General features: G+C 67.2%; 20 protein-coding genes. 16 read left to right on the top strand and 4 right to left on the bottom strand.

Going from position 1 to position 24,607, the window contains the following annotated elements:
• The first annotated feature begins 11 nt into the window (after positions 1-11).
• From OV287_RS27990 to OV287_RS27975, 4 genes are all read left to right on the top strand, one after another.
• A complete protein-coding gene (locus OV287_RS27990) occupies positions 12-1,208 on the top strand; it encodes an aminotransferase class I/II-fold pyridoxal phosphate-dependent enzyme (protein WP_267537111.1) in 1,197 nt (398 codons plus the stop codon).
• 68 nt (positions 1,209-1,276) lie between these two features.
• On the top strand, positions 1,277-2,005 hold the full coding sequence (locus OV287_RS27985; protein ID WP_308809837.1) for a class I SAM-dependent methyltransferase: 729 nt from the start codon (positions 1,277-1,279) through the stop codon (positions 2,003-2,005).
• Positions 1,998-2,975 (top strand): hydroxymethylglutaryl-CoA lyase, encoded by a 978-nt coding sequence (locus OV287_RS27980; protein WP_267537109.1) that lies wholly within the window; start codon positions 1,998-2,000, stop codon positions 2,973-2,975. Before OV287_RS27985 ends, OV287_RS27980 begins: the two co-directional genes overlap by 8 nt.
• A 7-nt stretch (positions 2,976-2,982) precedes the next feature.
• Positions 2,983-6,450: a methylmalonyl-CoA mutase family protein gene (locus tag OV287_RS27975; protein ID WP_267537108.1), complete on the top strand. Its 3,468-nt coding sequence runs from the start codon at positions 2,983-2,985 to the stop codon at positions 6,448-6,450.
• A gap of 139 nt (positions 6,451-6,589) precedes the next feature.
• Here the strand turns inward: OV287_RS27975 and OV287_RS27970 are convergent, their stop codons facing one another.
• Positions 6,590-7,900, bottom strand: a complete 1,311-nt coding sequence (locus OV287_RS27970; RefSeq protein WP_267537107.1) for a penicillin-insensitive murein endopeptidase — start codon at positions 7,898-7,900, stop codon at positions 6,590-6,592.
• A gap of 490 nt (positions 7,901-8,390) precedes the next feature.
• On the opposite strand from OV287_RS27970, the gene OV287_RS27965 reads away from it, so the two are divergent.
• Positions 8,391-11,642: a C45 family autoproteolytic acyltransferase/hydrolase gene (locus tag OV287_RS27965; RefSeq protein ID WP_267537106.1), complete on the top strand. Its 3,252-nt coding sequence runs from the start codon at positions 8,391-8,393 to the stop codon at positions 11,640-11,642.
• A gap of 90 nt (positions 11,643-11,732) precedes the next feature.
• Here the strand turns inward: OV287_RS27965 and OV287_RS27960 are convergent, their stop codons facing one another.
• Positions 11,733-12,299, bottom strand: coding sequence for a hypothetical protein (locus OV287_RS27960; protein WP_267537105.1), 567 nt, complete (start codon positions 12,297-12,299; stop codon positions 11,733-11,735).
• Between the two features lie 249 nt (positions 12,300-12,548).
• Here OV287_RS27960 and OV287_RS27955 point away from each other — a divergent pair, with 249 nt between their 5' ends.
• From OV287_RS27955 to OV287_RS27940, 4 genes are read left to right on the top strand one after another with little or no spacing between them, the layout of a single operon-like run.
• Positions 12,549-13,397, top strand: coding sequence for an AHH domain-containing protein (locus OV287_RS27955; protein ID WP_267537104.1), 849 nt, complete (start codon positions 12,549-12,551; stop codon positions 13,395-13,397).
• 20 nt (positions 13,398-13,417) lie between these two features.
• Entirely contained in the window at positions 13,418-14,005 is a 588-nt protein-coding gene (locus OV287_RS27950) for a hypothetical protein (protein WP_267537103.1), read from the top strand.
• 10 nt (positions 14,006-14,015) lie between these two features.
• Positions 14,016-15,128: a hypothetical protein gene (locus OV287_RS27945; protein WP_267537102.1), complete on the top strand. Its 1,113-nt coding sequence runs from the start codon at positions 14,016-14,018 to the stop codon at positions 15,126-15,128.
• Positions 15,125-15,898, top strand: coding sequence for an Imm49 family immunity protein (locus OV287_RS27940; protein ID WP_267537101.1), 774 nt, complete (start codon positions 15,125-15,127; stop codon positions 15,896-15,898). The genes OV287_RS27945 and OV287_RS27940 overlap by 4 nt, the downstream gene beginning before the upstream one ends.
• A 585-nt stretch (positions 15,899-16,483) precedes the next feature.
• On the opposite strand, the gene OV287_RS27930 is transcribed toward OV287_RS27940, so the two are convergent.
• Positions 16,484-17,032, bottom strand: coding sequence for a hypothetical protein (locus OV287_RS27930; RefSeq protein ID WP_267537100.1), 549 nt, complete (start codon positions 17,030-17,032; stop codon positions 16,484-16,486).
• Positions 17,033-17,240: 208 nt separating this feature from the next.
• Here OV287_RS27930 and OV287_RS27925 point away from each other — a divergent pair, with 208 nt between their 5' ends.
• The 6 genes from OV287_RS27925 to OV287_RS27900 all read left to right on the top strand — a co-directional run bounded on the left by OV287_RS27925 (position 17,241) and on the right by OV287_RS27900 (position 21,429).
• A complete protein-coding gene (locus OV287_RS27925; RefSeq protein ID WP_267537099.1) occupies positions 17,241-17,849 on the top strand; it encodes a PH domain-containing protein in 609 nt (202 codons plus the stop codon).
• The gene (locus OV287_RS27920; protein ID WP_267537098.1) at positions 17,839-18,630 is read left to right on the top strand and encodes a PH domain-containing protein; all 792 of its coding nucleotides are present in this window, start codon (positions 17,839-17,841) and stop codon (positions 18,628-18,630) included. Before OV287_RS27925 ends, OV287_RS27920 begins: the two co-directional genes overlap by 11 nt.
• 154 nt (positions 18,631-18,784) lie before the next feature.
• Positions 18,785-19,198, top strand: coding sequence for a hypothetical protein (locus tag OV287_RS27915; protein WP_267537097.1), 414 nt, complete (start codon positions 18,785-18,787; stop codon positions 19,196-19,198).
• A gap of 11 nt (positions 19,199-19,209) precedes the next feature.
• Positions 19,210-19,746 carry a YceI family protein gene (locus OV287_RS27910; RefSeq protein ID WP_267537096.1) on the top strand — a complete coding sequence of 179 codons (537 nt, stop codon included), beginning with the start codon at positions 19,210-19,212 and terminating at the stop codon, positions 19,744-19,746.
• A gap of 18 nt (positions 19,747-19,764) precedes the next feature.
• Positions 19,765-20,937, top strand: a complete 1,173-nt coding sequence (locus OV287_RS27905) for a hypothetical protein (RefSeq protein WP_267537095.1) — start codon at positions 19,765-19,767, stop codon at positions 20,935-20,937.
• A 24-nt stretch (positions 20,938-20,961) separates the two neighbouring features.
• The gene (locus OV287_RS27900; RefSeq protein ID WP_267537094.1) at positions 20,962-21,429 is read left to right on the top strand and encodes a thrombospondin type 3 repeat-containing protein; all 468 of its coding nucleotides are present in this window, start codon (positions 20,962-20,964) and stop codon (positions 21,427-21,429) included.
• Here the strand turns inward: OV287_RS27900 and OV287_RS27895 are convergent.
• Positions 21,416-22,015: a hypothetical protein gene (locus OV287_RS27895; RefSeq protein WP_267537093.1), complete on the bottom strand. Its 600-nt coding sequence runs from the start codon at positions 22,013-22,015 to the stop codon at positions 21,416-21,418. The two genes, OV287_RS27900 and OV287_RS27895, sit on opposite strands and share 14 nt — an antisense overlap.
• Before the next feature lie 279 nt (positions 22,016-22,294).
• On the opposite strand from OV287_RS27895, the gene OV287_RS27890 reads away from it, so the two are divergent.
• Entirely contained in the window at positions 22,295-24,589 is a 2,295-nt protein-coding gene (locus OV287_RS27890) for a PAS domain-containing sensor histidine kinase (protein ID WP_267537092.1), read from the top strand.
• Positions 24,590-24,607: the final 18 nt, after the last annotated feature.

Here is a 24,607-nt window from a genome sequence, read left to right as displayed (position 1 = left end):
GGAGCGTATGCATGAGCAGGCAGATCCTCGCGGGCCGCGTGGCCCATCTCGGTACCACCGTCTTCTCCGAGTTCAGTGCTCTCGCCCTCAAGCACGGGGCCATGAACCTGGGGCAGGGCTTCCCTGACTTCGACGGGCCCGAGGCCGTGAAGGAGGCCGCTCGCAAGGCCATCACCGACGGGGTGAATCAGTACGCCCCCAGTCCCGGACTGCGCGATCTGCGCGTGGCCATCGCCGAGCACGGCGCGCGCTTCCACGGACACACCGGCATTGATCCCGACACCATGGTGACCGTTACCAGCGGTGCCACCGAGGCCATCCTCTGCGTAATGCTCGGCCTGGTAGACCCCGGTGACGAGGCGATCGTCTTCGAGCCCTTCTACGACTCGTACGACGCCAACCTTGGCTTCGTCGGGGCAAAGGCGCGCTACGTGCCGCTGCGCCCGCCGGATGCCTCGCACTCCGCGTGGTGGTTCGACCGGGACGAGGTGCGCGCGGCCTTCGGCCCTCGCACGCGGCTGCTCATCCTCAACACGCCTCACAACCCCACCGGCAAGGTGTTCACCCGCGAGGAGCTCGAGTTCCTCGGCGGCCTGTGCGCCGAGCATGATGTGAAGGTGCTCTCGGACGAGGTCTACGAGCACATCCTCTTCAGCCCGGCGCGTCACGTGCGCCCGGCCACGGTGCCCTCGCTGGCGGACCGGACGTTGACGGTGAGCAGCGCCGGCAAGTCGTTCAGCCTCACCGGGTGGAAGATCGGCTGGATCATCGCCCCGCCGCCCCTGCGTGACGCGGTGCAGCGTGCGCACCAGTTCGTGACGTTCGCCACCGCTTCACCGCTGCAGGCAGCCACGGCGGCGGCGCTGCGGATGCCGGACGCGTACTTCCAGGAGCTGGGCGCCATGTACCTGTCCAAGAGGGATCGGCTGCTGGCGGGGCTTACGGAGGCGGGGCTGAAGGCGTACACGCCCGAGGGCAGCTACTTCATCATCGCGGACATCACGGGGCGGGGCTTCGCGGACGACGTGGCCTTCTGCCGGCACCTGGTGACGGAGGTGGGAGTCGCGGCCATCCCTCCGAGTGTTTTCTACAGCCCCGAGCACAAGCACCTGGGGCAGGGGATGGCGCGCTTCGCCTTCTGCAAGACGGAAGCGGTGTTGGATGAAGCGGCGCGTCGGTTGAAGGTGGGGCTGGCTCGGGGACGCTGACGTCCGGAACCCGGGAGCCGGGCGGCTTGCGACCCCTAAACCCGGGTGCTACATGCCCGCGCAAGACCGTGAGCTTCTTCGGCGAACTCTACCTCCGCTCGACACTGCCGTTCCTTTCCGAGGAGACGACGGAGAGGGAGGTGGAGTACCTCGCGAAGTGCTTTCAGGATCTCCAGGTGCCCGGACCGGTGGTGGACCTGGGCTGCGGTCATGGCCGGCATGCCGCGCGCCTGAACGCCCGGGGCCCCCTGGCGGGTCGTGTCGTCGGCCTGGAGCTGGATGCCCTGTCCCTCCAGGAACGGCTGCCGGGCTTTCCGGCGGTGCGAGCGGACCTCCGCTCCCTCCCATTCCGAACGGGCTCATTGGCGGGCGCCTACTCCTGGTACTCGACGCTGTTCATCTTCTCGGACGAGGAGCACGTGGCACTGCTGCGCGAGGTAGCGCGGTGCCTGAAGCCAGGGGGACGCCTGGTGTTTCACACCGTGCCTTACGAGCGCCTGGCCGCCCAGCCCGAGGCCTCCTTCTCCACCCGATTACCGGACGGCAGCCTGCTGGAGGAGTGGAGCCACTTCGACGCGGTGCGTGGCCGGGATGAGGCTACCCGGCGATTGACAAGGCCGGACGGACGCGTTCTTACAGGCCAGTACGCCATCCGTTACCATCCCCTCGCGGACCTGACGCGGTTATTGGAATCCACGGGGTTTTCGGTGTGCTGGGTGCACGGCGGGCTGGAGGGGGAGCAGGCTTCAGGCACATCGACGGATCTCATCGTGGGAGCTGAGCTGCGACATGGCTGATTCGAACGAATATCGCCGCCCGCGCGGAGCCGGGCTCGGCAACTTGCCGGAACGGGTCGACGTCTACGAGGTGGGTCCTCGCGACGGCCTGCAGAACGAGCTGCGTACGCTGCCCACGCGCGACAAGGCACGCCTCATCGAGGCGCTGATCGCGGCGGGGGAGAAGCGCATCGAGGTGACGTCCTTCGTGTCACCGAAGTGGATTCCTCAGCTCGCCGACGCGGAGGAGCTGCTGCGCCTGGTGGGGCGGCGCGAGGGAGTGACCTTCTCGGCGCTGGTGCCCAACCTCAAGGGGCTGGCACGCGCCAAGGAGGCGGGTCTGGAGGAGGCGGCCGTCTTCATCTCCGCGTCCGAGGCCCACTCGAAGAAGAACATCAACAAGACCATCGCCGAGGCGGTGGCCGAGGCGCGCCAGACGACCGAGGCGGCGCTCAAGGCGGGCCTGCGGGTTCGCGGCTACCTGTCCACGGTGTGGGGCTGCCCCTACGAGGGCGAAGTGCCCATCTCCCGCGTGGTGGAGATCAGCCGGGCCCTGGTGGACGGTGGCATCTACCAGCTCAGCCTGGGCGACACGATCGGGGTGGGGACGCCGCGGCAGACGGACGCCATCCTCTCCGCGCTGCTCGAGCACCTCCCGGTGGAGAAGCTGGCGCTGCACCTGCACGACACGCGCGGTACGGCCCTGGCCAACGCGCTGGTGGGCCTGCAGATGGGCGTGACGACGTTCGATGCCAGCATCGGCGGGCTGGGCGGGTGCCCCTACGCTCCGGGCGCGGCGGGAAACCTCGCCACCGAGGACCTCGTCTACATGCTCCATGGAATGGGTGTCCAGACGGGCATCCAGCTCGACAAGCTCGTCGAGGCGGGCATGGTCGCCCAGGAGCTCATCGGCCGGAAGCTCGCGGGCAAGTTCCTCCAAGCGGCCCTGGGCGAGCGCGAGAAGAAGGCGAATCGCCGGGCCACCACCTGAATTCAAAATGCGAAACCCCCAACCGAATCCAATCCCCACGCCCTACAAGCCCCGCCACCACGTGCGCATCGTGACGGCCGCTTCGCTCTTCGACGGGCACGACGCGGCCATCAACGTGATGCGCCGGCTCATGCAGGCCTCGGGCGCGGAGATCATCCACCTGGGTCACAACCGCTCGGTGGCGGAGATCGTCGACTGCGCCATCCAGGAGGACGCCCAGGGCATCGCCATCACCTCGTACCAGGGTGGGCACGTCGAGTTCTTCAAGTACATGATCGACCTGCTGCGCGAGCGCGGCGCGAACATCAAGGTGTTCGGCGGCGGCGGTGGCACCATCCTCCCCACTGAGATCGAGGAGCTCCACCGCTACGGCGTGACGCGCATCTACTCGCCGGACGACGGCCGCGCGATGGGGCTGCAGGGGATGATTGACGACCTCATCTCCAAGTGCGACTTCGAGAAGCGCACCCCGGACTTCGAGCCCGTGCTGTCCTCACTGCCTCAGCGCGAGCCGGCCAAGGTCGCCTCGCTCATCACCGTCGCGGAGAACTTCGCCTCCGCGGGTGACGCGCTCCGCGACGCGCTCACGAAGCTCAACGCCAGCGCCCCGCGCGTCCCCGTGCTGGGCATCACCGGTACCGGCGGCGCCGGCAAGTCGAGCCTCGTGGACGAGCTGGTCCGCCGCTTCCTCGCGGACTTCCCCGACAAGACGCTCGCGGTGCTCTCCATCGATCCGTCCAAGCGCAAGTCCGGCGGCGCGCTGCTCGGCGATCGCATCCGCATGAACGCGATCGACAACGCGCGCGTGTATATGCGCTCCATGGCCACGCGCCAGAGCAACCTCGCCCTGTCCAAGCACGTGGGCGAGTCGATCGAGATCTGCAAGGCCGCCGGGTTCGATCTCATCGTGGTGGAGACGTCCGGCATCGGCCAGTCCGATACGGAGATCACCGAGCACTCGGACATCTCGCTCTACGTGATGACGGCCGAGTACGGCGCGGCGACGCAGCTCGAGAAGATCGACATGCTCGACTTCGCCGACGTCATCGCCATCAACAAGTTCGACAAGCGGGGCTCGCTCGACGCGCTGCGGGACGTGCGCAAGCAGTGGAAGCGCAACCACAACGCCTTCTCCACGCCGGACGAGGCGCTGCCCGTCTACGGCACCATCGCCTCGCAGTTCAATGACCCGGGCATGAACCAGCTCTACCGGGCCATCATGGACACGCTCGTCCGGAAGACCGGCGCCTCGCTCCAGTCGCACATGGAGATCACCCCGGGGATGAGCGAGAAGAAGTGGGTCATCCCGCCCGAGCGCACCCGGTACCTCGCGGAGATCGTCGAGACCTGCGAGTCCTACGACAAGTTCGTCCGCGCCCAGGCCGCGCTCGCCCGTCGCATGTACCAGCTGCACGGCACCATCGAGGCGCTGCGCGCGAACGTGGGCAAGAAGCGGCTGGAGATCGTCGAGCCCCGGGACGCCTCGGACGTGGTGCAGGTCACCCAGCGCGTCGAGGGCGAGCCCGCCTTCCTCTCCGAGCTGGTGGAGTTCTACGGGGACCTGGAGTCGCGCCTGCATCCGGAGTGCAAGCGGCTGCTGGACGAGTGGCCGGCCACGAAGCGCCGTTACGCGGCGGCCAAGTACCAGTACCAGGTGCGCGAGAAGGTCATCGAGATCGATCTCTTCACCGAGTCGCTCTCGCATCTGCGCATCCCCAAGATCGCCCTGCCGCGGTACGAGGACTGGGGCGACATCCTCACGTGGCTGCTGCGCGAGAATGCGCCGGGCGCCTTCCCGTTCACCGCTGGCGTCTTCCCGCTCAAGCGCGAGAACGAGGACCCCGCGCGCATGTTCGCGGGGGAGGGTGGTCCGGAGCGCACCAACAAGCGCTTCCACTACGTCTCGCGCGGACTGCCCGCCAAGCGCCTGTCCACGGCGTTCGACTCGGTGACGCTCTACGGTGAGGACCCGGACCACCGCCCGGACATCTACGGCAAGGTGGGCAACTCCGGCGTGTCCATCGCCAACGTGGACGATGCGAAGAAGCTCTACTCGGGCTTCGATCTCGCGGACCCGTCCACCTCGGTGTCGATGACCATCAACGGTCCCGCGCCGATGCTGCTCGGCTTCTTCCTCAACGCCGCGGTGGACCAGCAGTGCGAGAAGTGGATTCGCGCCAACGGCCAGACCGAGCAGGTGGAGAAGAAGATCACCGAGCTCTACCAGCGCCGCGATATTCCCCGGCCGCGCTACCAGGGCGAGTTGCCCCCGGGCAACGACGGGCTCGGGCTGCTGCTGCTCGGCGTGTCCGGCGATGAGGTCCTCCCGCGCGAGACGTACGAGAAGATCCGCGCCTCCACGCTACAGGCCGTCCGAGGCACCGTGCAGGCGGACATCCTCAAGGAGGATCAGGCGCAGAACACCTGCATCTTCTCCACGGAGTTCGCCCTGCGGCTGATGGGAGACATCCAGCAGTACTTCATCGAGCAGAAGGTCCGTAACTTCTACTCGGTCTCCATCTCGGGCTACCACATCGCGGAGGCAGGGGCGAACCCCATCTCCCAGCTCGCCTTCACCCTGGCCAACGGCTTCACCTTCGTCGAGTACTACCTCTCGCGAGGGATGCACATCGACGACTTCGCGCCCAACCTGTCGTTCTTCTTCTCCAACGGCATGGACCCCGAGTACACCGTGCTGGGGCGGGTCGCGCGCCGCATCTGGGCCAAGGCGCTGCGTGACAAGTACAGCGGCAACGAGCGCTCGCAGAAGCTCAAGTACCATATCCAGACTTCTGGCCGGAGCCTCCACGCCCAGGAGATCGCCTTCAACGACATCCGCACCACGTTGCAGGCGTTGCTCGCGCTCAACGACAACTGCAACTCGCTGCACACCAACGCCTACGACGAGGCCATCACCACGCCCACCGAGGAGAGTGTGCGGCGGGCGCTCGCCATCCAGCTCGTCATCAACAAGGAGTTCGGCCTCTCCAAGAACGAGAACCCGAACCAGGGCTCGTTCATCGTCGAGGAGCTGACGGACCTGGTCGAGGCGGCCGTGCTGACGGAGTTCCGCTCCATCTCCGAGCGCGGCGGCGTTCTCGGGGCCATGGAGCGCATGTACCAGCGCTCGAAGATCCAGGAGGAGTCGCTCTACTACGAGACGCTCAAGCACGACGGGACGCTGCCCATCATCGGCGTGAACACCTTCCTGGATCCCAAGGGCTCGCCGACCATCACCCCGCCGGAGGTGATCCGCGCCACGAAGGAGGAGAAGGACTACGCCATCAGCGCCCGCGACGCCTTCTGGAAGCGCAACGAGGCGTCCGCGTCCCAGACCCTCGCGGCCGTGAAGCGTGCCGCGCTGGACAACGGCAACATCTTCACCGCGCTGATGGACGCCTGTAAGGTCTGCACGCTCGGCCAGCTCTCTCGTGCGCTGTACGAGGTGGGCGGTCAGTACCGGCGCAACATGTAGTTTGCTGTGTTGCGCATGCACCCTCTCCCTTTGGGAGAGGGCGGGGGGTGAGGGTCGTCAACCCGTCCGGTTACTCGGACCAGGAGCGGGAAGACCCTCACCCTGACCCTCTCCCAGAGGGAGAGGGGACGTCCACGGGCTACCGCGAGGCGGCTGGGCCGATCTGCATGACCGAGGACGAGGTGTGGCTGGTGGCCGGAGTGCCCTGAACCGCGGGCTCCTGCGCCGGAGTCTCGGGCGCCAGGGGCTGCGTCCCGGTCTCCGTGCTCGCCGGCGCGCTTCCGCCCGTGCTCTCCGCCTGCGTGGCGACGGAGGGCTGCTGCGGCTCCGTCGGGGAGGAGGGCGTCTCCTGCGAGGCCACGGCCGGAGCCTGCTCGAGCATGGGGGGCAGCCGCCGCGCCGGGACGACGAGGGGCGGCGGAACGGGGCAGCGGGTGCAGGGGCCGCGCAGGGGCACCGCGAGCACCTGGCCGATGCGCAGGAAGTAGCCGCGCATCCGGTTGGCCTTCTTGATGGACTGGATGCTGGAGTTGTAGCGCAGGGCGATGCCGCCCACCGTGTCGCCCGAGCGCACCCGGTGCATCTGGATGTTCTTGTCGGGCTGCAGCGCGAGCAGCGGGGCGATGCGGCGGCCCAGCTCCTGGGCGCGCGGATTGAAGAAGCGCACGTGGAAGTGATCGCGGTGGCCGCGCGCGTGCTTCACCAGGGACTTCGCTCCGGCGTTGAAGAGCGAGTCCAGCCACTCCTTGCTCTCGCCCTTGCGCAGAGCGTGGTCGTACAGGACCTTCTGGACACGCTTGTCCACGAGGATCATCTGCACGTCGGTGTGAATGGCCAGGGACTTGAGCAGGGCCCAGTTCAGCTCGAGATCGATGTGGTTCTCGCGCGCCCGCACGCGGACGGGCTCGGCGGTGGGGTAGTAGAAGCCCAGGTCCACGTCCCGGCCGTTCTGGTGGCTCTTGTGCGGCCGCAGGTAGCCGCCCTCGCGGGAGCTGAGCTGGTTCACCCGGATGGGGGGTGCCTTCGGATACTGGGCGCGGACCTCGCGAATGGCCGTGGAGAGGTAGTCCACCGTCTCCTGGGTGGCCCACGCCAGCTCGGGCGAGACCACGATCCACTCATTGTCCTGGGCCTGGGGCACGCGGACCGAGTTCACCATCCGGCCGCTCTCGACGAACCCCACCGAGATGGAGCCCAGGGTAGTCGGCTCCTTCTTCCACAGGTCCGTGAGCTGCTCGTCCGACAGCTCCGCGGTGTAGAGCGGGCCATTGGGAACCTCGGCGCTCGCGGGCGCCTCCTGAGCTTCGCCCTCGTCCGTGTCGGGGGTGTCCGCCAGCTCCTCGTCCTCGGCGGCCTCTTCACTGTCGGTAGGGGCCTCGGCGGCGGCCGTCGCGGCCGCGTCATTGTGCTCGACGACCTGCGCCACGGCTTCCGGGAGACTCTCGGGCACCTGTGAGGACTCGGCTCCCTGCGAAGCTGCCGGCGCTACGGCGGGCTGGACGGCGGTCGGGGCAGGGGCCGACGAGGCCTCCTGTACGGCTGCCGTCACCTTCGACGGAGAGACAGTGGGCGCAACGTGCGCGGTGCAGCCGGCGCACAGCAACAGGATGATCCAGGATGTAGAACGCACTCGCGGCGGAGCATGACCCGAAATTGTTCCTGGCCAAAGTAAAGCGTCGATGCAGCCTGGTCTCCAGGCAGGCATTTCCTGGGAATTTGACGCGGGGCAGGGAGTTCGTTCCGCCTTTCGTGGCCTTCTCCCTCCGTGAATTTCCGAGTCAATCCGGGCACTTCGAGCCGGAGATGACCGGCTGCGTCAGCGCGGGACCCCGTGGTGGGGCGCCCGGGCGGCGGTTGACGCCCCACAGGGGGACGGGACAAGTAGGCAGGCCCGCAACCCCCTTTCATCTCCCACCGGCAAGGACATGACCCCTCTCCGAATGATCTCGCGATTCATCGGCGCCCTGCTGCTCACCGCGGGAGCGCTCCACGCGCCCTCCTCGCGGGCCGCGCAGGTGTCCGTGACCAACGCCGGCTTCGAGGCACAGGCCGCCTCGGGGCAGCCCACCGGTTGGAGCGTATCGGGTGGGGGCAGGGTGGCCTCCAGTCCCGAGGGCAAGGCCGAGGGCGCGCGGGGGCTCGTCATCGAGAACCCGGCTCTCGGTGCTGAGACCACCGTCCAGTCCGAGCCCGTGAAGCTGCAGGTGGGCCGCCTCTACCGCCTCAGCGCATGGGTGCGCACCCGCGGCGTGCAGGCGGATCCCCAGGCGCGCTACCCGACGGCGCTCGGGGCCTGCCTGTCGATGAAGAGCTTCCCCTTCACCAACTGCTCGCCGACCCTGGGCGCGGACCAGGATGGCCGCGTCTCGGTGCTCTTCTTCGCCATCCAGGGAACGGACCGCGTGCAGGTGCACCTGGGCCGCAACGGCAAGGCCAGCGGCACCGCCTGGGTGGATGACGTGCGCCTGGAGGAGGTGGACGACATCACCGCCTACCTCCCCATGGAGTCCGTGCGCTGGGCGGGCAAGGGCTTCCGCTATGACGACGGCGGCTGGAAGTACGTCCACATCGAGGGCGAGCCGTACGAGCGCGGCCAGCAGTACGGCGAGCTCCTGGCCGACGACATCGTCCGCTACATGGAGAAGGTGGGCGTCCAGAAGAACCGCCAGGACGCGGCGAATGGCTGGAGCCAGGTGCGGCTGCTCACCGACTCGCTCTTCCTGCGCAAGTACGATCCTGAGTACCTCGAGGAGATGAAGGGCATTGCCGACGGCGTCAACAAGGCCGGCGTGAAGTTCAAGGACCGCGAGCTGGATCTGCTCGACGTGGCGGCCCTCAACTCGGTGGTGGACCTGGGACAGCTCGAGGATGCCAACCGCGTGAGCGCCACGTCGCTGTCCGGACGCGTCTTCATGAAGGCCGAGGACGAGACGGCCCGGGCAGGCGAGGGTGACCACTGCTCGTCCTTCGTGGCCACGAAGTCCGCGACGAAGGATGGCCAGTTCATCATGGGGCAGATCTTCATGTGGAACGGCTACACGGGCGTGCACTGGGACGTGATCGCGGACGTGCAGCCCACCAAGGGCCACCGCTTCGTCATGCAGACCTTCCCGGGCGGCATCCACAGCGGCGCGGACTGGTTCATCAACGACGCGGGCATCGTCATCGGTGAGACGACGGTGGGCCAGACGCCCTTCGATCCCGACGGCACGCCGCAGAGCAACCGCATCCGCAAGGCGGCCCAGTACGCCAACTCCATCGATGACGTGGCCCGCATCCTCAAGGATCGCAACAACGGCCTCTACAGCAACGACTGGACGCTGGCGGACGCCAAGACGGGCGAGGGCGCCTGCCTCACGCTCGGCACGAAGAAGACGAAGCTGTGGCGCACCGGTGGCGCGGGCAAGACGGCCGAGACCCCGGGCAACCTCAAGGATTTCATCTGGGCCAACAACAACAATCGGGAGCTGGAGGTGCGCAAGGAGTACCTCCCCAATCCCCAGAACGCCCCGGTGGACCTGGCCTTCAACACGTGGAACCGCGATATCGCCTTCCAGAAGTACTTCGAGCAGCACGGCAAGGGCGGCATCGACCTGGAGAACGCCATTCGCATGATGGCCTCCAGCCCCATCAATCGGCCTCACGCCTGTGACGCCAAGCTCACCACCGGCGAGATGGCCGGCAAGCTCGTGTTCATCGCCCACTACGGGAAGACGACCCTGCGCGAGAAGATGGTGGGCGGCCGGTGGATCCAGGACCTGCCCGGTGCCACGCCGCACCTGACGCTCGGCTACACCACCTTCAGCCCCATCTTCGTGGCCGACAAGCTGAAGGAGGCCCGCGCGAAGTCGCTCGCCAACAAGGAGGAGAAGGCTCCGGCCTCCAAGCGCGATACGTCCAAGGTGAAGGAGGCCTTTGGCTTCGACAAGAAGCTGCTGTGGGCCAACACCATGTTCCCCGCTACCGACGGTGAGAACTGGCTGGTGAGTGGCACGTCCGCCTACTGGAACCTGCTCAACAAGCTGCCGGACTCGGCGGACAAGGCCTTCGACCAGCAGCGCGATGCCCTGGCGGATCTCAACACCCGCTACCTCTACCTCTCCTCGCGAGAGGGGGACGTGGTGCCCGTGTCCGCGCGCACCTCGTACGGCCGCTACGGCACCTATGCCATTCCCCGGCTCAAGGGCACCTTCCTGCTGCACCAGCTGCGCCTGCTGCTGGGCAACAAGGCCTTCTCCAAGGTGATGAGCACCGTACACGCGCGCTACGCCAACAAGAACATCACCACGGCGGACTTCGTGCGCACGGCCTCGGAGGCCGCGGGGAAGGATCTCTCGCCCTTCGTCTCGCAGTGGGTGGAGCGCGGTGGCCTGCCCGAGCCTCGCATCCGCGCCAGCAGCACGAAGGCCAAGGACGGCTACGACGTGACGCTGAAGGTGGAGCAGGGCGGCAAGCCCTACCACTTCGTCACCACCGTGGAGCTGTTCACCGCGAAGGGCTCGACGCTGGAGCGGGTGGAGGTGAAGGGCGCGAATGACACCTTCACCTTCCACGTGGCCGAGCAGCCGGTGCGCGTGGTGTTCAACACGACCAACGACATCCCCGTGCCGCGCGAGCACTTCCAGGTGCTGTCCAACGCGATGGACGACTTCAGCCAGCTGCTCTTCGTCCACGGCACGGCCCGAGGGGTGGAGGCGGATCGCACGCTGACGCTCAACTTCCGCGATATCGTCGCGGATGCCTTCATGGACGTGCTCGCGCCCCTCAAGCCGGACGCCGAGGTGACGGATCAGGAGCTGGCGAGCAGGGATCTGTTCGTGCTCGGCGGCGCAGAGGACAACGGGCTGGTGGCGCGGCTGGCGGCGGAGAAGAAGCTGCCGGTGGAGATCGGCCGCCGGTTCTTCCGCTGGCAGGGCAAGACGTATGGCCGCTCGGATGACGGGCTCGCCGTGGCGCTGCCCAATCCGTGGAACGCGAAGCGGACTCTCTATCTGTACCTGGCGAACAGTGGCCCGCAGCTCTGGCATATGACGCGTGCCTTCCAGCCGGGCCAGCTCCAGGGCTGGGCGCTCTACCGGGGTGGCGAGGTGAGCAGCAAGGGCTACCACGGCGTCGACGCGCTGGCGGTGGAGCTGACGGAGTCTCCGGCTCCCGAGGTCAAGCCCATCGGCTCCGCGGCCGGGGTGAATTGAGCCCAGGGGCGGGGCAGGGGAGGCGGTTCAAATTGAGGTAGTCCCGCACGTCCGGCTCTGTGGGGGGCCGGGGAGGGTGACCTCCCTGGCCTACCCGACCACTTCCAGTGCGAGGCGCGCACGGCTGGCGGCGCGCAGGGCGGCGGCAGCCACCAGGGGCTCCGGGTGCGTGACAAAGGGCAGGCACACCGGCGCGGTGGCCAGCCCATGTGCGCCCAGCGTGTCCAGCACCAGGGCGAGCAGCCCGGGGACGGCGTCCTCACGCTTCAGCAGCGATGGCAGGTCCGCAGGAATAGCAGCGGAGGGAGCCAGTTCGAGGGCACGCCGGAGTGCGGCGAGCGCGGGGGGCTCGGCCGTGGGCAGCGCGGCGAGCACCGCTGCGGGGCCGGTGGGCTCCTCGGCGCCGAGTAGCGCCAGGGCAGCGGCGACAATGCGCTCGGGCTTCTCCGCCAAGGCGGGCTCCAGCAGTTTGCGCGCCACGGGCTCTCCGCCCACAACCAGGCCGTCCACATGGGCTGCTACCTGTTCCTCCACCTCCGCCGTCTCCTCCAACGTGAAGTCGAGCGCCGCCTCCCACTGGCTCCAGCGGAAGGCCGCCTCGTTGAGGTGCTCCTCGTAGATGTCCCAGCGCAGTAGTCGTCCGGAGTGCTCGGCCATGGCAGACGCGCCTAGTTAAGCGGTGTTGCTCGGGATAGGGAGTGCGCTCATGAGCGGACTTCGAGGCCTGAGCGATGGGGGAGGGACATGCCCCACCCGCCTCGCGGGAGAGTACTGCGCGGGCCCATTGTTCACACCGGTGTTGACGGGCATCGCCTGGGCCTCCGTGGTTTCATGTTACCGCATCTGGGGAGCGGCTGCCTTGGGCGGTGGATTGCCCGGGGAGAGCCGGTTCAATATCCTCCGCTCATGGCGACCACCAAGCACATTGCCTTCGAGGGAAGGAAGATACCCCACCTTTCGGTAGGCGATGTGGAAGGAGGAAAGTGCCTGGCGAAGCATGAGCCGGGTTTCAAAGAACAGTCCTGCTTCCACCGCTGGCAGGCGTTCAAGAAGGCCCTGGAAAACAAGGGCAAGTACAAGCTGGACAGGACCCGGCTCGGTAAGGTGGGGACAGGGCGCTGGTCGATTCTCTTCCGGGGCGGTGCGAAGACCGTCAATGCGCTGAAGGCGAAGGGGGAGAAGCATGTGTCGGTGTCTCCCGACAACAAGGGCATGTACCTGCACGAGGTCAACAAGCCCAGCAAGGAGGAGGACTGGGACGTCGACCCTGGTAATCGCAACTTCAAGTGGGACTGCAACGTCCCCTATTACCACGAGGCCCACCACGTCATTCCGGACGCTACGCTGCGCACTGGGCTGCTCGAGGTCTTCAAGAAGAACGCCGCTGTCGCCGCCTGGGTGGCGGAGAAGATGCTGGACGCGCCCTACTGCGTCCACCATAAGGACAACATGCTCATCCTGCCCATGGACCAGCTCGTGGGTGAGGTCCTCGAACTGCCCATCCACCGGGAGACGAAGCAGTGCAGTCACAACCTCTATGACATATACATCCTGAGCAAGGTGAAGGAGGCCATCCAGGAAGTGCAGGAACAGATCATGGAGGAGCACGACAAGCAGGATGAGAACGCGCCCAAGACCAAGAACCTAGCGAAGTCGCTGGAGACCGTAGCGCGCACGACCTACGAGGAGGTCGCCGAGGCTCGGAAAAAGCACGGCATCGTCTCCGTCGAGGAGATCGGGCGGCGGAATCAGTGAGTTCTTGAGAAGACCCGACCATGCAATTCTTCCAACTCAGTACCTTGGGCGACATGAAGAACCCGGAGCTGGCCCTGACGTGGGGGACTCCCGAGGGGATGGAGATGCGCGGCTACACCCTGGGTCGCGGCAAGCCAGCCACCCCCCACTACCCGAAGCGGGCCCGGGTCTCGCTGAGGGAGGACCACGCGGGCATCCAGCTGTCATCGCTGCTGGGCAATGCGGACAACTACCTCGTCGTCCACAAGGACGTGAAGCAGGTCATCGCCGAGCACTGTCAGGGGGTAGAGGTGGAGTACCTGCCCTTCGACCTCTATGACCACCGCAAGCGGCTGTACAGCCGCGACTACCTCTTCATCAACCCCATTGGCACGCGCGACTGCCTGGAGCCGGTGGCCAGCGGAGTGGAGATCGGTCCGGAGGGCGGCGTTATCCACGTGGCCCAGTGCGTGCTGGACCCGAAGAAGGCCGAAGCGCTGCCGGCGCTCTTCCGTCCGGTGGAGAAGCCTGCGGCCTACATCGTGTCGCAGCCTCTGGCGGAGGCGCTGAGGGCCAGGGGCTTCACCAACATCATCTTCACGCCGCTCACGTTCTCCGCCGCCACCTGAGGCCCCGCGGATGAGCGCGCTTTCCCTGGCGGTGACGGGACTGGGAATGGTGTCGAGCCTGGGCTGGGACGCCGCGTCCTCCTGCGCGGCCATCCGTGCGGGGATCACGCGCCCGCAGCCCCTGCCGGATGTCTATGTGACGGACGAGGACCTGCTGGAGCCGGTGCCGCTGATGGGCCACCCTGTGTCCGGGCTGACCGACGGCTTCGGGCCGCTGGGGCGCTGGCTCCAACTGGCGCACGCGTGCGTGGAGGACCTGTGCGCTACGGCCCGGCTGCCCCCGCCCTCGGATACGCGCTTCTGGAGCCAAACCGGGTGGGTGTGCGTCCTGCCGCATCTGGATGCGGCCCGCTACCTGGAGGTGCGGGACTCCGGCCCCGAGCTGATGATGGCCACATGGCTGGAGCGCCTGGTCCGCACGCTGGGCCTGGCGTCCCGGCCGCGCTGGGTCCACTTCGTCCACGCGGGCCACGCCGGCACGGCCTTCGCCCTCCAGCTCGCGCGGCAGGGGCTGGCAGCCCGGCACGTGGAGCGGGTCGTGGTGCTCGCGGTGGACTCGTACCTCGACGAGACGAGCCTGGAGTGGCTGCAGGCCCGGCACCGGCTGAAGACGCCGGACCGCTCGGTGGGGTTGATGCCCGGCGAGGCGGGGGCTTGCCTGCTGGTGGAGCCCATGGGGTCCGCCCGGCAGCGGGGCGCCCCGGTGCTCGCGGTGGCGGCTGCGGTGGCTACGGGCCGTGAGGCGGGCTCTTTCGTGGAGGGACAGCCGCAGCTGGGAGAGGCGCTGATACGCGCCGCCGGAGAGGCTCTTGCCGGCATCCCCCCGGGGAAGGGACTGGAGGGGGACCTCCTCTGTGACCTCAACGGGGAGCAGTGGCGCGCGCTCGCCTGGGGACACGCGCAGGTCCGCCTGCGAGAGCGGCTGGAGCGGGTCCGGCTGCTGCTGCCTGGCGTCTCACTGGGCGATGTGGGCGCGGCCAGCGGGGCGGTGGGCGTCTGTATCGCGGCGCGCGCCTTCGCCCGGAGGTACGCCATGGGCGATGAGGCTCTGGTGCTGTCGAGCGCGGAGCATGGAGAGGTGGGCGCAATCCTCGTCCTGCGGGCGCCGAAAGGGCGGCCATGAGCAACAAGTTCCTTCCCGTCTACGGGAGCAACGCCCGCTACCGGAACCAGCAGCAGCTGCCCCAACTGCTCCAGGGCGGCGGGAGCCCGGGGGAGGTGCTCGAGTTCTGCGGCAACCAGCGGCTGCTGGGCGTGGTCGCACTCCTGTTGCTGGGCGACACCGAGACGTTCCAGTCCCGCCTGTACAGGAGCGGCAGGGCCTTCCTCGCGCTCGCGCTCCAGGTAGGTGTCACGCCTCCCGTGGCACTCAGCCGGAGTGCGCCTTTCCTCGACGCTCTGGCGGCTCGTGACGTGCAGGGGGCCCGGGAGATCGCCACGCTCGCGACGCGGGTGCGGCAGGCGAACCTCGAATACGAGGAGGACTTCCTCTATTTCTGCTTCCTCATGGAGCACTGCTTGCTGGGCCAGCCCGAGGCGGAGGCGCGGGCCAGCCTGGATCGCTTCGAGGCCGTCCTCGAGGGCTCCGAGGAGCCGCGACTTGACGTGGCCCGGGCACTGCTGGCGCGCGATGAGCGGGGCTTCGAGGACGCGCTACGAAGCATGGTCTCCGCCAGGGCTCGGAAGTACGCCGGGCTGCGCGAGCGCGGCAGTCTTTCCCAGGAGCGCTGGGCCACGGATGCCAAGGTCTGCGTGGAGGGCCTGGCACTGCTGGTCCTGGCGGAGCTGGCTGGCATGAAGACGCCACCTGCCGGCCTTCCCGGCCTGCCTCCCGTGGCGCGCTGCCGCCAGCCTCCCTCGGAGCCACCGGACACCTGGAAGCAGGGAGACTGAGGATTGAGCGACTGTCACTTCATTGAGGCGTGGCCGAACCCGGAGTACTGAAGGCCAATCGCCAGTTCCTTCTCGGAGTTCCTGGAGGCGGCAATCCGCTCTCGGCGCCCCGTGTACTGGCTGGGAAAGAAGTGATTCAACCCCGCTTGGGTCTCCCTCCAGCGACCTCATCCCATGCCAGGTATGCTCGGACCCATGAAGCGGATCGTCTGGGTGCTCGGCTTGTGCCTGTGGGATGGGGTTGCACGGACAGGACAAACGCGGAGGCGCTGCTTCCCAAGCCACCCGTGCTGAAGCTCGAGGCCGTGGTGGATTCCAGCGGTGAGCGCCGGCTCGTCGCCATCCACCCCGAGAAGGACAGCCAGTTCGCAGTGACGGTGCTGAGCCCCTCGAGCGTGGTGAAGACCTTGAAGAAGCGCTTCCCCAGGGACACCACGTTCCAGACGCTCCAACTGCTCCAGCGCGAGAACACCCGGTGGGTCTTCTTCCAGGCGTTTCAAGAAGGGGGAATGAATCAAAGTTGTCCAACCGGGGCGCCAGGGCAGGGGAGACAGGTTCACACCCAACCGAGACCGGCTGGATCGATCACAGACAGCCGGCGTAGGGTTGAGACAGGTCCGGGTAGCACTGGGCGCCGAACAGGCGCGCGAAGGAGACGTGGACGCGCCGCGTCTCGTGGGCCCGGCGCCGCACGCGGATCTCGAAACGCACCGGTGTGCTCTCGGGCAGGGTGTTGCGCACCTCTCCGTAGAAGGACTCCGTCAAGCGGACGTTACGCACGGAGTGGTCAATCCAGTTCGTCCCGTCGTGGAGCTGCAACGCCAACTGGCCATCATCCACGCTGTCGGAGGGACCGGAAGCGCTGGCGGCGTCCACGTCCATCTGGACCGAGCCGCGAACGAGTCCGGGCTGGAGATGGGCGTAGAAGCCATCGAGGTACCCGATGACCTGATGGCCCGATCCGGGTTCGATCAGTACCTCCTCTCCGGCGGACAGCTCCACTTCGTAGCCGTGGGTCGCGGCGGACTGTTGCAGGGCCGCGCTCCGGGTCTGGATGGAGGTGGTGGAAGACTGCTCGGAGCCACAACCGGACACGAACAGGGCACACAGCGAGAGAGCAAGGCTCTTGGACAAAGGGTGGGTCCTTGGGATTGAGGGTCGGGTGGTGAGAGGGAATGGGTCCGGGCGGGCACCGTGCACCACCGGTTCCCCCTTGACGAAAACCGCTCAAAAATCCTGTCAACCCTTGGACGGACCCGCTGGTCGGACACAGGGCTCGGCACCGAAGCTGCGCAATACCTGGCTCGCCTGATACGTAGAGTGTCTCTGGAGGGAGGACTTCATGAACCACGAGAACCCCGCTCGCGAGCAGCCGGGCCAAGTCTCACCACCAGCGGTGTGGGGCCCCATCCCCAACCTCCCTGCCACGCTGCGTCCGCATCGCAACCTCCTCACCTATTCCGCACTCGAGTCCCTGCTTCTGGGCCCCGCGTTCTGGGTGAAGCTCCTGTACTCCTACTTCCGCTTCCGCACGCTCGTGTACGAGGTGGATGAGGAGGGCATCTCCATGCGCTGGGGCGTCCTCTTCCGGCGTGAGGTGAGCCTCACCTATGCCCGCATCCAGGACATCCACCTCACCAGCAATGTGCTGGAGCGGTGGCTGGGGCTCGCTCGCATCCAGGTCCAGACCGCGAGCGGGAGCGCGAAGGCGGAGATGACCATCGAGGGCCTTCAATTCTTCGAGCCGCTCCGGGACTTCCTCTATGCCCGGATGCGCGGCAGCCGGCCCCTGCGCGGAACGCCTCCACCTCGCGAACTGGCCCCCCGAGTCGCCTCGTCGGAGGCGGCGACGCTCGAGGAACTCACCGCGACCCTTCGCGAAGTGGCAAGCGAGGTGCGTGCGCTGCGCGAGTCCATGCGGCCCCCTCGGGGAGGTTCCCGTGCCGATTGATACGATTCGAAACTGGGTGCTCCAGGTGGCGCGGGTTCCTCCGGAGCCGAAGCCTCCGGAAGACGCATCCAATTCAGTCCGCGTCTTCCGCGCGGCCCCCGCGTACTACCGCTATCGCCAGGTGAAATGGGGGCTTGCCCAGTTCGGCGGCGCGGTGGGTCTGGTGGTCGGCTACCTGATGATGCCCTTCTGGTCGCGCTGGCTCCGGCTCCCATTCCTCATCGAGCTCGCCCCCTACATCGAGGCACTCGCCTGTGTGGGCTTCCTCCTGCAGCTTCCCGTCGGCTACGCCATCCTGCGGCTGGACTACGAGCTGCGCTGGTACCTGGTCTCGGAGCACAGCCTGCGCATCCGCGAGGGCGTGCTCTCGACTCGGGAGCAGACAATGACCTTCGCCAACGTCCAGCACGTGGGCATCCGGCAGGGCCCCATCCAGCGGCTCCTGGGCATCGCCGATCTGGAAGTGTGGACGGCGGGAGGTGGAGAGGCGAAGGGGGACGCAGGCGAGCACTCGCATGACGGCGGGCTGCACGTAGGCTACCTGCGTGGAGTGGACAACGCGGCGGAGCTTCGCGCTGGCATCCTGGCCCACCTCCGGCAGTCACGCGACTCCGGCCTGGGTGACCCCGACGATGAACGAGGCCCGCAGCCCTCGGGCGAAGCCACGTCTCCGGCCCCCCAGAGACTCCTGGAGGCCGCCTCGGAGCTCCTCCGCGAGGTGCGCATGCTCCGCCAGGAGGCCGCGCTCCCCTCGGACGCCCAGCGGTCTGAGCACAGCTGACAACAGCGCGGGCGAGTAACGGGGCCCGCGGGATGCGAACGTTGCCGAGGTAACTCGGATCGGCACTTGCGGACGCTATCCCTCTGCTCTGTCGTCCTTATCGTGCCCTCCCCATTTCCCGCTCGCGCGGGCTGCTGCCCGGAGGGCTCTTGCCATGACTGAACGTTTCCGCCCGTTGCTCGCCGCTATCGGTGGTGTCGTCCTGCTCGCGCTCGGCGGGTGTGGCGGTAGCGGTGGAGACGGCAATGGAGGGGGCGGTGGAGGAGGGGGCACCACCTGCCCACCAGGTGGCACCACCCTCACCGCGCAGAACTTCGGAACGCAGTTCTTCCAGAGCTACTGCACTCGCTGTCACAGCTCGACGCTCAGCGGCGCCCAGCGCAACGGCGCTCCGGAAGGGCTCAACTGGGACATGCTGGATGTCGTCCGCGCCCACGCGGACGAGATCAACGAGGAGGCCGGCGTCACCGACGGCAATGTGAACACGTCGATGCCGCCCAGTGAGCCCAGGCCCCCGGACGACGAGCGGCGCAAGCTCAGTGAGTGGCTCTCCTGCGGCGCGCCGTGAGGGGAGGGGAGATGCGACTCGGACACGTGTGTGTGCTGTGGTTGCTGACCGCCTTGCCGGCGATGGCGCAGGTGGAGCGCGTGGGAGACGCAACCGCCAGGTTCAATGGCAAGGGCCCCGGTGGCTTCAAGCTGGAGGGCACGACGCACGAGCTCTCCATCAAGGACGACGGGCAGACGGTGACCTACGTCGTGCCGCTGGCCACGCTGAAGACGGGCACCGATCTGAGAGATCGCCACATGCGCGAGAAGTACCTCCAGACGGACAAGTACCCCGACGCCGTGCTGGTGGTGCCCTGGAGCGCCATCCGTCTCCCCGAGAGCGGGCAGGCGGTGACCCAGACCGTCACCGGACAGCTGAGCCTTCATGGCAAAACGAAGGACGTGCCCGTGACGTACACCGTGCGCAGGAATGGTGAGGTCTACGAGACGACCGGGAGCGTGCCGCTCAACATCAAGGACTTTGGCATCGACATCCCGAGCTACCTCGGAGTGACCGTCAAGCCAGACATCGAGACCTCGGTCGCCTTCAGCTTCAAACGGAAGTAGGGGGAGCGCGAAGAGCGTATGCGCCAGGGGCTGCTCTTTCTGCTGGTCGTGGTGTGTCTCGTCGCTGCTCGCGCCGAGGCCTTTCCATGGATGATCCGTCACGGCTACGCGAGCTGTGCCACGTGTCATCACGATCCCTCAGGAGGGGCCCTCCTGACGCCGTACGGACGGGCCCAGTCCGAGCTGCTCCTCGCGGCTCGATACGGGGAGCAGAAGGAAGGGGAGGAGGTGCGTCCCACCACAGCCTTCCTCCTGGGGGCGGTCACCCTGCCGGACTGGCTCAACCTGGGCCTGTCCTTCCGTGGCGGAGGGCTCGTCACGCGGGCCGGCGATGACACCGACGTGCGGCCCCTCCAGATGGTGAGCGATCTCCGGGCGAACATCGCCGTAGGGCCCGTCCGGGCCGGTGGCTCCGTGGGATTCGTGGCGCGCGGCGCGAGGTTCGCCGCGCTGACCAACTTCGAGGAGAACAACGTGGTCTCCCGAGAGCATTGGCTCGGGCTGGCCAACGAGGACCAGACCCTGCTGCTGCGGGCCGGACGGATGACGCTGCCCTTTGGTCTGCGCACCGTCGAGCACACGTTGTGGGCGCGGCAGCTCACGCGCACCGATCACAACGAGCAGCAGCAGCATGGAGTGGCCCTGGCCTACAACATCGAGGGACTCCGGACGGAGGTGATGGCCATCCTCGGCAACTTCCAGCTCCACCCGGACCTCTACCGGGAGCGCGGTTACTCTGGCTATGTCGAATGGGCCCCGTTCACCCGAGCCGCCTTCGGGGTGAGCAGCCTGCTGACCCATGCCAGGTACGACGTGGTGACGAAGCGGCCCTCCTTCCTCCGCCAGGCACATGGTGTCTTCGCGCGGGTGGCGCCCGTGAAACCGCTGGTGTTCCTGCTGGAAGCGGATGTGCTGCTCGACAGGCCCGAGGGGGGACCGCTCGCGAGCGGCTACACCGGCCTGCTCCAGGTGGACTACGAGCTGAAGCAGGGCTTCCACCTGCTGGCCACCGCCGAGGTCCTTCAGCGGCCCGGGGTCCACGTCACCGCGCTCGGAGGCTGGCTCTCGTTCGACTACTTCATCCTTCCGCAGTTGGAGGTCCGGCTCGACGCCATCCTGAGCCACCCCGGCCAGAGCGCCCCCGAGCCCAATGTGCTGAGCCTCCTGGGGCAGCTCCGTCTCTCCCTCTGACCTGACGTGCGCCTCGTGAATGCCATGCACCCGCCTTCCCGCCTCGTCATTCCAGGACTCGCCGCGCTGGCACTGCTCACCGCTCCCTCCGCACTCGCGACTCCCAACTTCCCGGGGGCTGTCCGGAGAGAACTCGAGCTCTCCTACACGCCGGACTGCTCGCTGTGCCACATCGGAGTCCAGTCGCGCGGAACCGTGAACACGCCCTTTGGCACTTCCATGCGCCAGAGGGGGCTGCAAGCGCACGACGAGGACAGCCTCCGAGCCGCGTTGGCCTTGATGCGCAGCGAAGCCGTGGACAGTGATGGGGACGGGACGCCGGACGTGGACGAGCTCATCGCCGGAGGCGATCCGAACCAGGGCCCCGAGCCCCTCAACGAGATGCCTCCGGACCCCACCTTCGGATGTGCCGCCAGCTCGGCGGAGCCAGCCTGCTGGACGCTGGTTCTCCTCGTGTTCGCGTGGCGGCTCAGGCGACTCACTTCCAGGTGATGAGGTACGTGCAGCTGTTGCCGCCTCGCTTGCGACAGGGCCGGGTCTCGTCGTGCACCACCTGGACGGAGGGTTCGAAGCGCTCGGCCATGCACGTGAGGATGCCTCGGTCGAACGCACACGGGTACGGGTTCTCGCAGACGGAGATGATCCTGTTCTGCCCTTCGAGCCGCTCGTAGCCGTAATGGCCGATGCCCTCGAGCATGGAGCCCGTGGCCGGGTCGAACATCAGCTGGCCCTGCTTCCGGTGGTTGAGGTGGTACGCGATGTCGATGGCCTGAATGGCGGTGTGGATGTCCTTCACCGATGGCGGGAAGACTGCGTTGTGCGTGATGGCCTTGCCGATCTCGAACAACACGGCGTCTCCCATGTGCGCACTGATCTTCTCGAAGGCCTTCAGCCACGCGCGCTGCGGATACCACGCCTCCGGCTCCACGAGCGCGACCCCATCCCGGTCCAGCGTGCCAATTCCCTCCTCGAGGAGGTAGGTGCTGGCCAGGACCGAGAACGCCTTGAAGCCAGCCACGATGGACCATGCCGTCTGGCCGTTGACTTCGATACCTTCCGCGAATGGCACGAACTGCATGACGCCCCCCTTGCATCAATCTGGCGAGGGGCCTGCTGGGGAGCCCCAATCGAGCGAGGGCGGGGATGAGAGGCTGCCAGGTGAGGCCCTCGGGGGGAACCGATGGCTGGAACGCCAGTGGAGCGAGAACACCGGGCCACGAGCGACTGTCAGGACCTTCCGCAACCGTGAGGAGGGGTGGGGAGGGCCTGATGTCGTGGACACTTTCCTCTAGGAACCAACCGCGCGGGGAGGCCGCGGCGGCTCCAGGTCCGAAGCGAACGGAAGAAGAGGTGAAGGATGCTCTACTCGCCAAGGGGTGAAGCGCAGCTCCGTGAGTTGCTGGCGAAGGGGCTGCCCAGCCCGGCTTGGTTGGTGGACCGAGACCTGTCGCTCACCTGGTGCAGCCCGCCATCTCCCGAGGCGGAGGCCGCTGGCTCCGTTTGCACCGCAGTACGTCTCGCGGATCCTCAGGCCTGGGCCACGGCCCACCACCGGGCGCTCCAAGGTGAAACGGGTGGCTTCGACGTCACGACATGCGGACACACGTACCGGTGCAGCGTGGCGCCGGTGAAAGACCTTACGGGCGCCATCGTCGCGGCGGTCGGGATCGCCACGGATGTCACGGACTTCGCGCAGGTGGTGCGGGAATTCAACCGCGCGCAGCAGGAGCACTCGGAACTCATCGACAACATCGACGGCATTGTCTGGGAGGCCAACGCGTCGGATGTCCGCTTCACACTCGTCAGCAAGCAGGCCGAGCGCCTGCTCGGCTATCCGACCCAGAGGTGGCTGGAGGAGCCTGACTTCTGGGTCAGCCATCTCCATCCCGACGACCGCAAGTGGGCCCCTGCCTTCTGCGTGAAGGCGACGGCGGAGGGCAGACCGCACGAGTTCGAGTATCGGATGATCGCGGCCGACGGACGCACCGTATGGCTGCGCGACATCGTCTCGGTGATTGTCGAGGACCAGCGTCCCATCAAGCTGCGCGGCATCATGGTCGATGTCACCGAGCAGCACTGGAACAAGGAGCGCCTGCAGCACATGGTCTCACTGCTGCGCGCCACGCTCGATTCGACCACGGATGGGCTGCTCGTGGTGAATCTCCATGGGAGGATCGTGGCCTACAACCGGCGGTACCAGGACATGTGGCGGATCCCGGATGAGGTGATGGACTTCCGGCGGGACGATCGGGTGATCGAACACGTCCTCGGATTGCTCGAGCACCCGGAGCAGTTCCTCGCGCGGGTCCGGGAACTGTATGCGGCCCCGGAGGCGGAGAGCCTCGACGATCATATCGAGCTGCGCGATGGGCGCGTCATCGAGCGCGCCTCGGCTCCCCAGCGTCAGGGGGAGACCATCATCGGCCGTGTCTGGAGCTTCCGGGATGTGACCCAGCGTGTCCGCGCGGAGCAGGAGCGGGACCGGTTGTTGGTGGCAGAGCAGGCTGCTCGCGTGGCGGCGGAAGAGTCCTTCGCACTGCTCGACACCTTCCTCAACAACGCGCCGATCGGACTGGGGTTCCTCGATCGTGACATGCGCTACCTCCGGCTCAACGACACGCTGGCAGCGCTTCATGGAAGGCGCCGAGAGGACGAGGTGGGCCTGACGGTGCGCGAGGCGACGCAAGACATGGCCCCTTTCATCGAGCCGCACCTGCGGCGGGTCCTGGAAACGGGTGAGCCCATCATCGACCTCGAGCTGAAGGGCATGGTCCCGTCCAGCCCGGGGGAGCAGCGCCACTGGCGCGTCAGCTACTACCCCGTCCAGACGTCGAGAGGTGGCATCGTGGGAGTCGGCGCCGTGGTGGTTGAGGTGACGGCGGAGCGCCGCGCGCAGGAGGAACGAGAGCGGTTGCTGAGCGAAGCCCATGAGGCCATCCGCGTGCGGGATGACTTCCTCTCCATCGCGTCACATGAGCTGAAGACCCCGCTGACCCCGCTCAAGCTCCACCTGCAGATGTTGAAGCAACGGGGGACCGGGCAGCCTGCGCCTTCCGCCATCGTGGAGAAGGCACTCGCGCAGGTGAAACGGCTGTCGGGGTTGATCAACGATCTGTTGGACACCTCGCGAATTGGAGCGGGGCGGTTGGAGTTGGAATGCAAGCCCGTGCAGCTCCTGGAGCTCATCCGCGAGGTCCTGGCGGACTTCCAACCGGTGAGTGTCCATCACGCGTTCACCTGCGAGGAGCCCCAGGAGGACATTGTCATCCACGGAGATCGCGGCAGGCTCGCGCAGGTGCTGACGAACCTGCTGGAGAACGCCATCAAGTACAGCCCCACGGGGGGGACGGTGCGTATCTCGTGCGCCAGCTCCGGGGCGGAAGCCGTCATCTCGGTTTCGGACTCGGGGATTGGAATCCCGGCGGATCAGCAGAAGCACTTGTTCGAGCGCTTCTTCCGGGCACGGAATGCGCCCATCACTGGATTCGGGGGGCTCGGTCTCGGCCTCTACATCTGCCGGGACATCGTCGAGCGCCATGGTGGCCGCATCTGGGTGGAGAGCGAGGCGGGGCACGGCTCTACCTTTCGCTTTACCCTCCCGTTGAACAGCCACCACCCCGAGAGTCTGGAGGCCGGCGCGGCGGACGCCTGACGCCGGCCCCAGAGGTTC

This window comes from Archangium lansingense (assembly GCF_026626635.1).
In the GTDB taxonomy this organism is placed as follows: domain Bacteria; phylum Myxococcota; class Myxococcia; order Myxococcales; family Myxococcaceae; genus Archangium; species Archangium lansingense.
The sequence above is the reverse complement of the archived record's forward strand: the minus strand, read 5'-3'. Positions and strand labels throughout refer to the sequence as shown.

What these genes read in the sequence shown, in the direction of transcription:
- OV287_RS27945 (WP_267537102.1), top strand. Translation starts at nt 14,016, where the DNA reads ATGAGCGCGCTTTCCCTGGCGGTGACGGGACTGGGAATGGTGTCGAGC.
- OV287_RS27990 (WP_267537111.1), top strand. Translation starts at nt 12, where the DNA reads ATGAGCAGGCAGATCCTCGCGGGCCGCGTGGCCCATCTCGGTACCACC.
- OV287_RS27965 (WP_267537106.1), top strand. Translation starts at nt 8,391, where the DNA reads ATGATCTCGCGATTCATCGGCGCCCTGCTGCTCACCGCGGGAGCGCTC.
- OV287_RS27980 (WP_267537109.1), top strand. Translation starts at nt 1,998, where the DNA reads ATGGCTGATTCGAACGAATATCGCCGCCCGCGCGGAGCCGGGCTCGGC.
- OV287_RS27975 (WP_267537108.1), top strand. Translation starts at nt 2,983, where the DNA reads ATGCGAAACCCCCAACCGAATCCAATCCCCACGCCCTACAAGCCCCGC.
- OV287_RS27910 (WP_267537096.1), top strand. Translation starts at nt 19,210, where the DNA reads ATGCGACTCGGACACGTGTGTGTGCTGTGGTTGCTGACCGCCTTGCCG.
- OV287_RS27955 (WP_267537104.1), top strand. Translation starts at nt 12,549, where the DNA reads ATGGCGACCACCAAGCACATTGCCTTCGAGGGAAGGAAGATACCCCAC.
- OV287_RS27900 (WP_267537094.1), top strand. Translation starts at nt 20,962, where the DNA reads ATGCACCCGCCTTCCCGCCTCGTCATTCCAGGACTCGCCGCGCTGGCA.
- OV287_RS27915 (WP_267537097.1), top strand. Translation starts at nt 18,785, where the DNA reads ATGACTGAACGTTTCCGCCCGTTGCTCGCCGCTATCGGTGGTGTCGTC.
- OV287_RS27950 (WP_267537103.1), top strand. Translation starts at nt 13,418, where the DNA reads ATGCAATTCTTCCAACTCAGTACCTTGGGCGACATGAAGAACCCGGAG.
- OV287_RS27925 (WP_267537099.1), top strand. Translation starts at nt 17,241, where the DNA reads ATGAACCACGAGAACCCCGCTCGCGAGCAGCCGGGCCAAGTCTCACCA.
- OV287_RS27960 (WP_267537105.1), bottom strand. Translation starts at nt 12,299, where the DNA reads ATGGCCGAGCACTCCGGACGACTACTGCGCTGGGACATCTACGAGGAG.
- OV287_RS27940 (WP_267537101.1), top strand. Translation starts at nt 15,125, where the DNA reads ATGAGCAACAAGTTCCTTCCCGTCTACGGGAGCAACGCCCGCTACCGG.
- OV287_RS27890 (WP_267537092.1), top strand. Translation starts at nt 22,295, where the DNA reads ATGCTCTACTCGCCAAGGGGTGAAGCGCAGCTCCGTGAGTTGCTGGCG.
- OV287_RS27905 (WP_267537095.1), top strand. Translation starts at nt 19,765, where the DNA reads ATGCGCCAGGGGCTGCTCTTTCTGCTGGTCGTGGTGTGTCTCGTCGCT.
- OV287_RS27895 (WP_267537093.1), bottom strand. Translation starts at nt 22,015, where the DNA reads ATGCAGTTCGTGCCATTCGCGGAAGGTATCGAAGTCAACGGCCAGACG.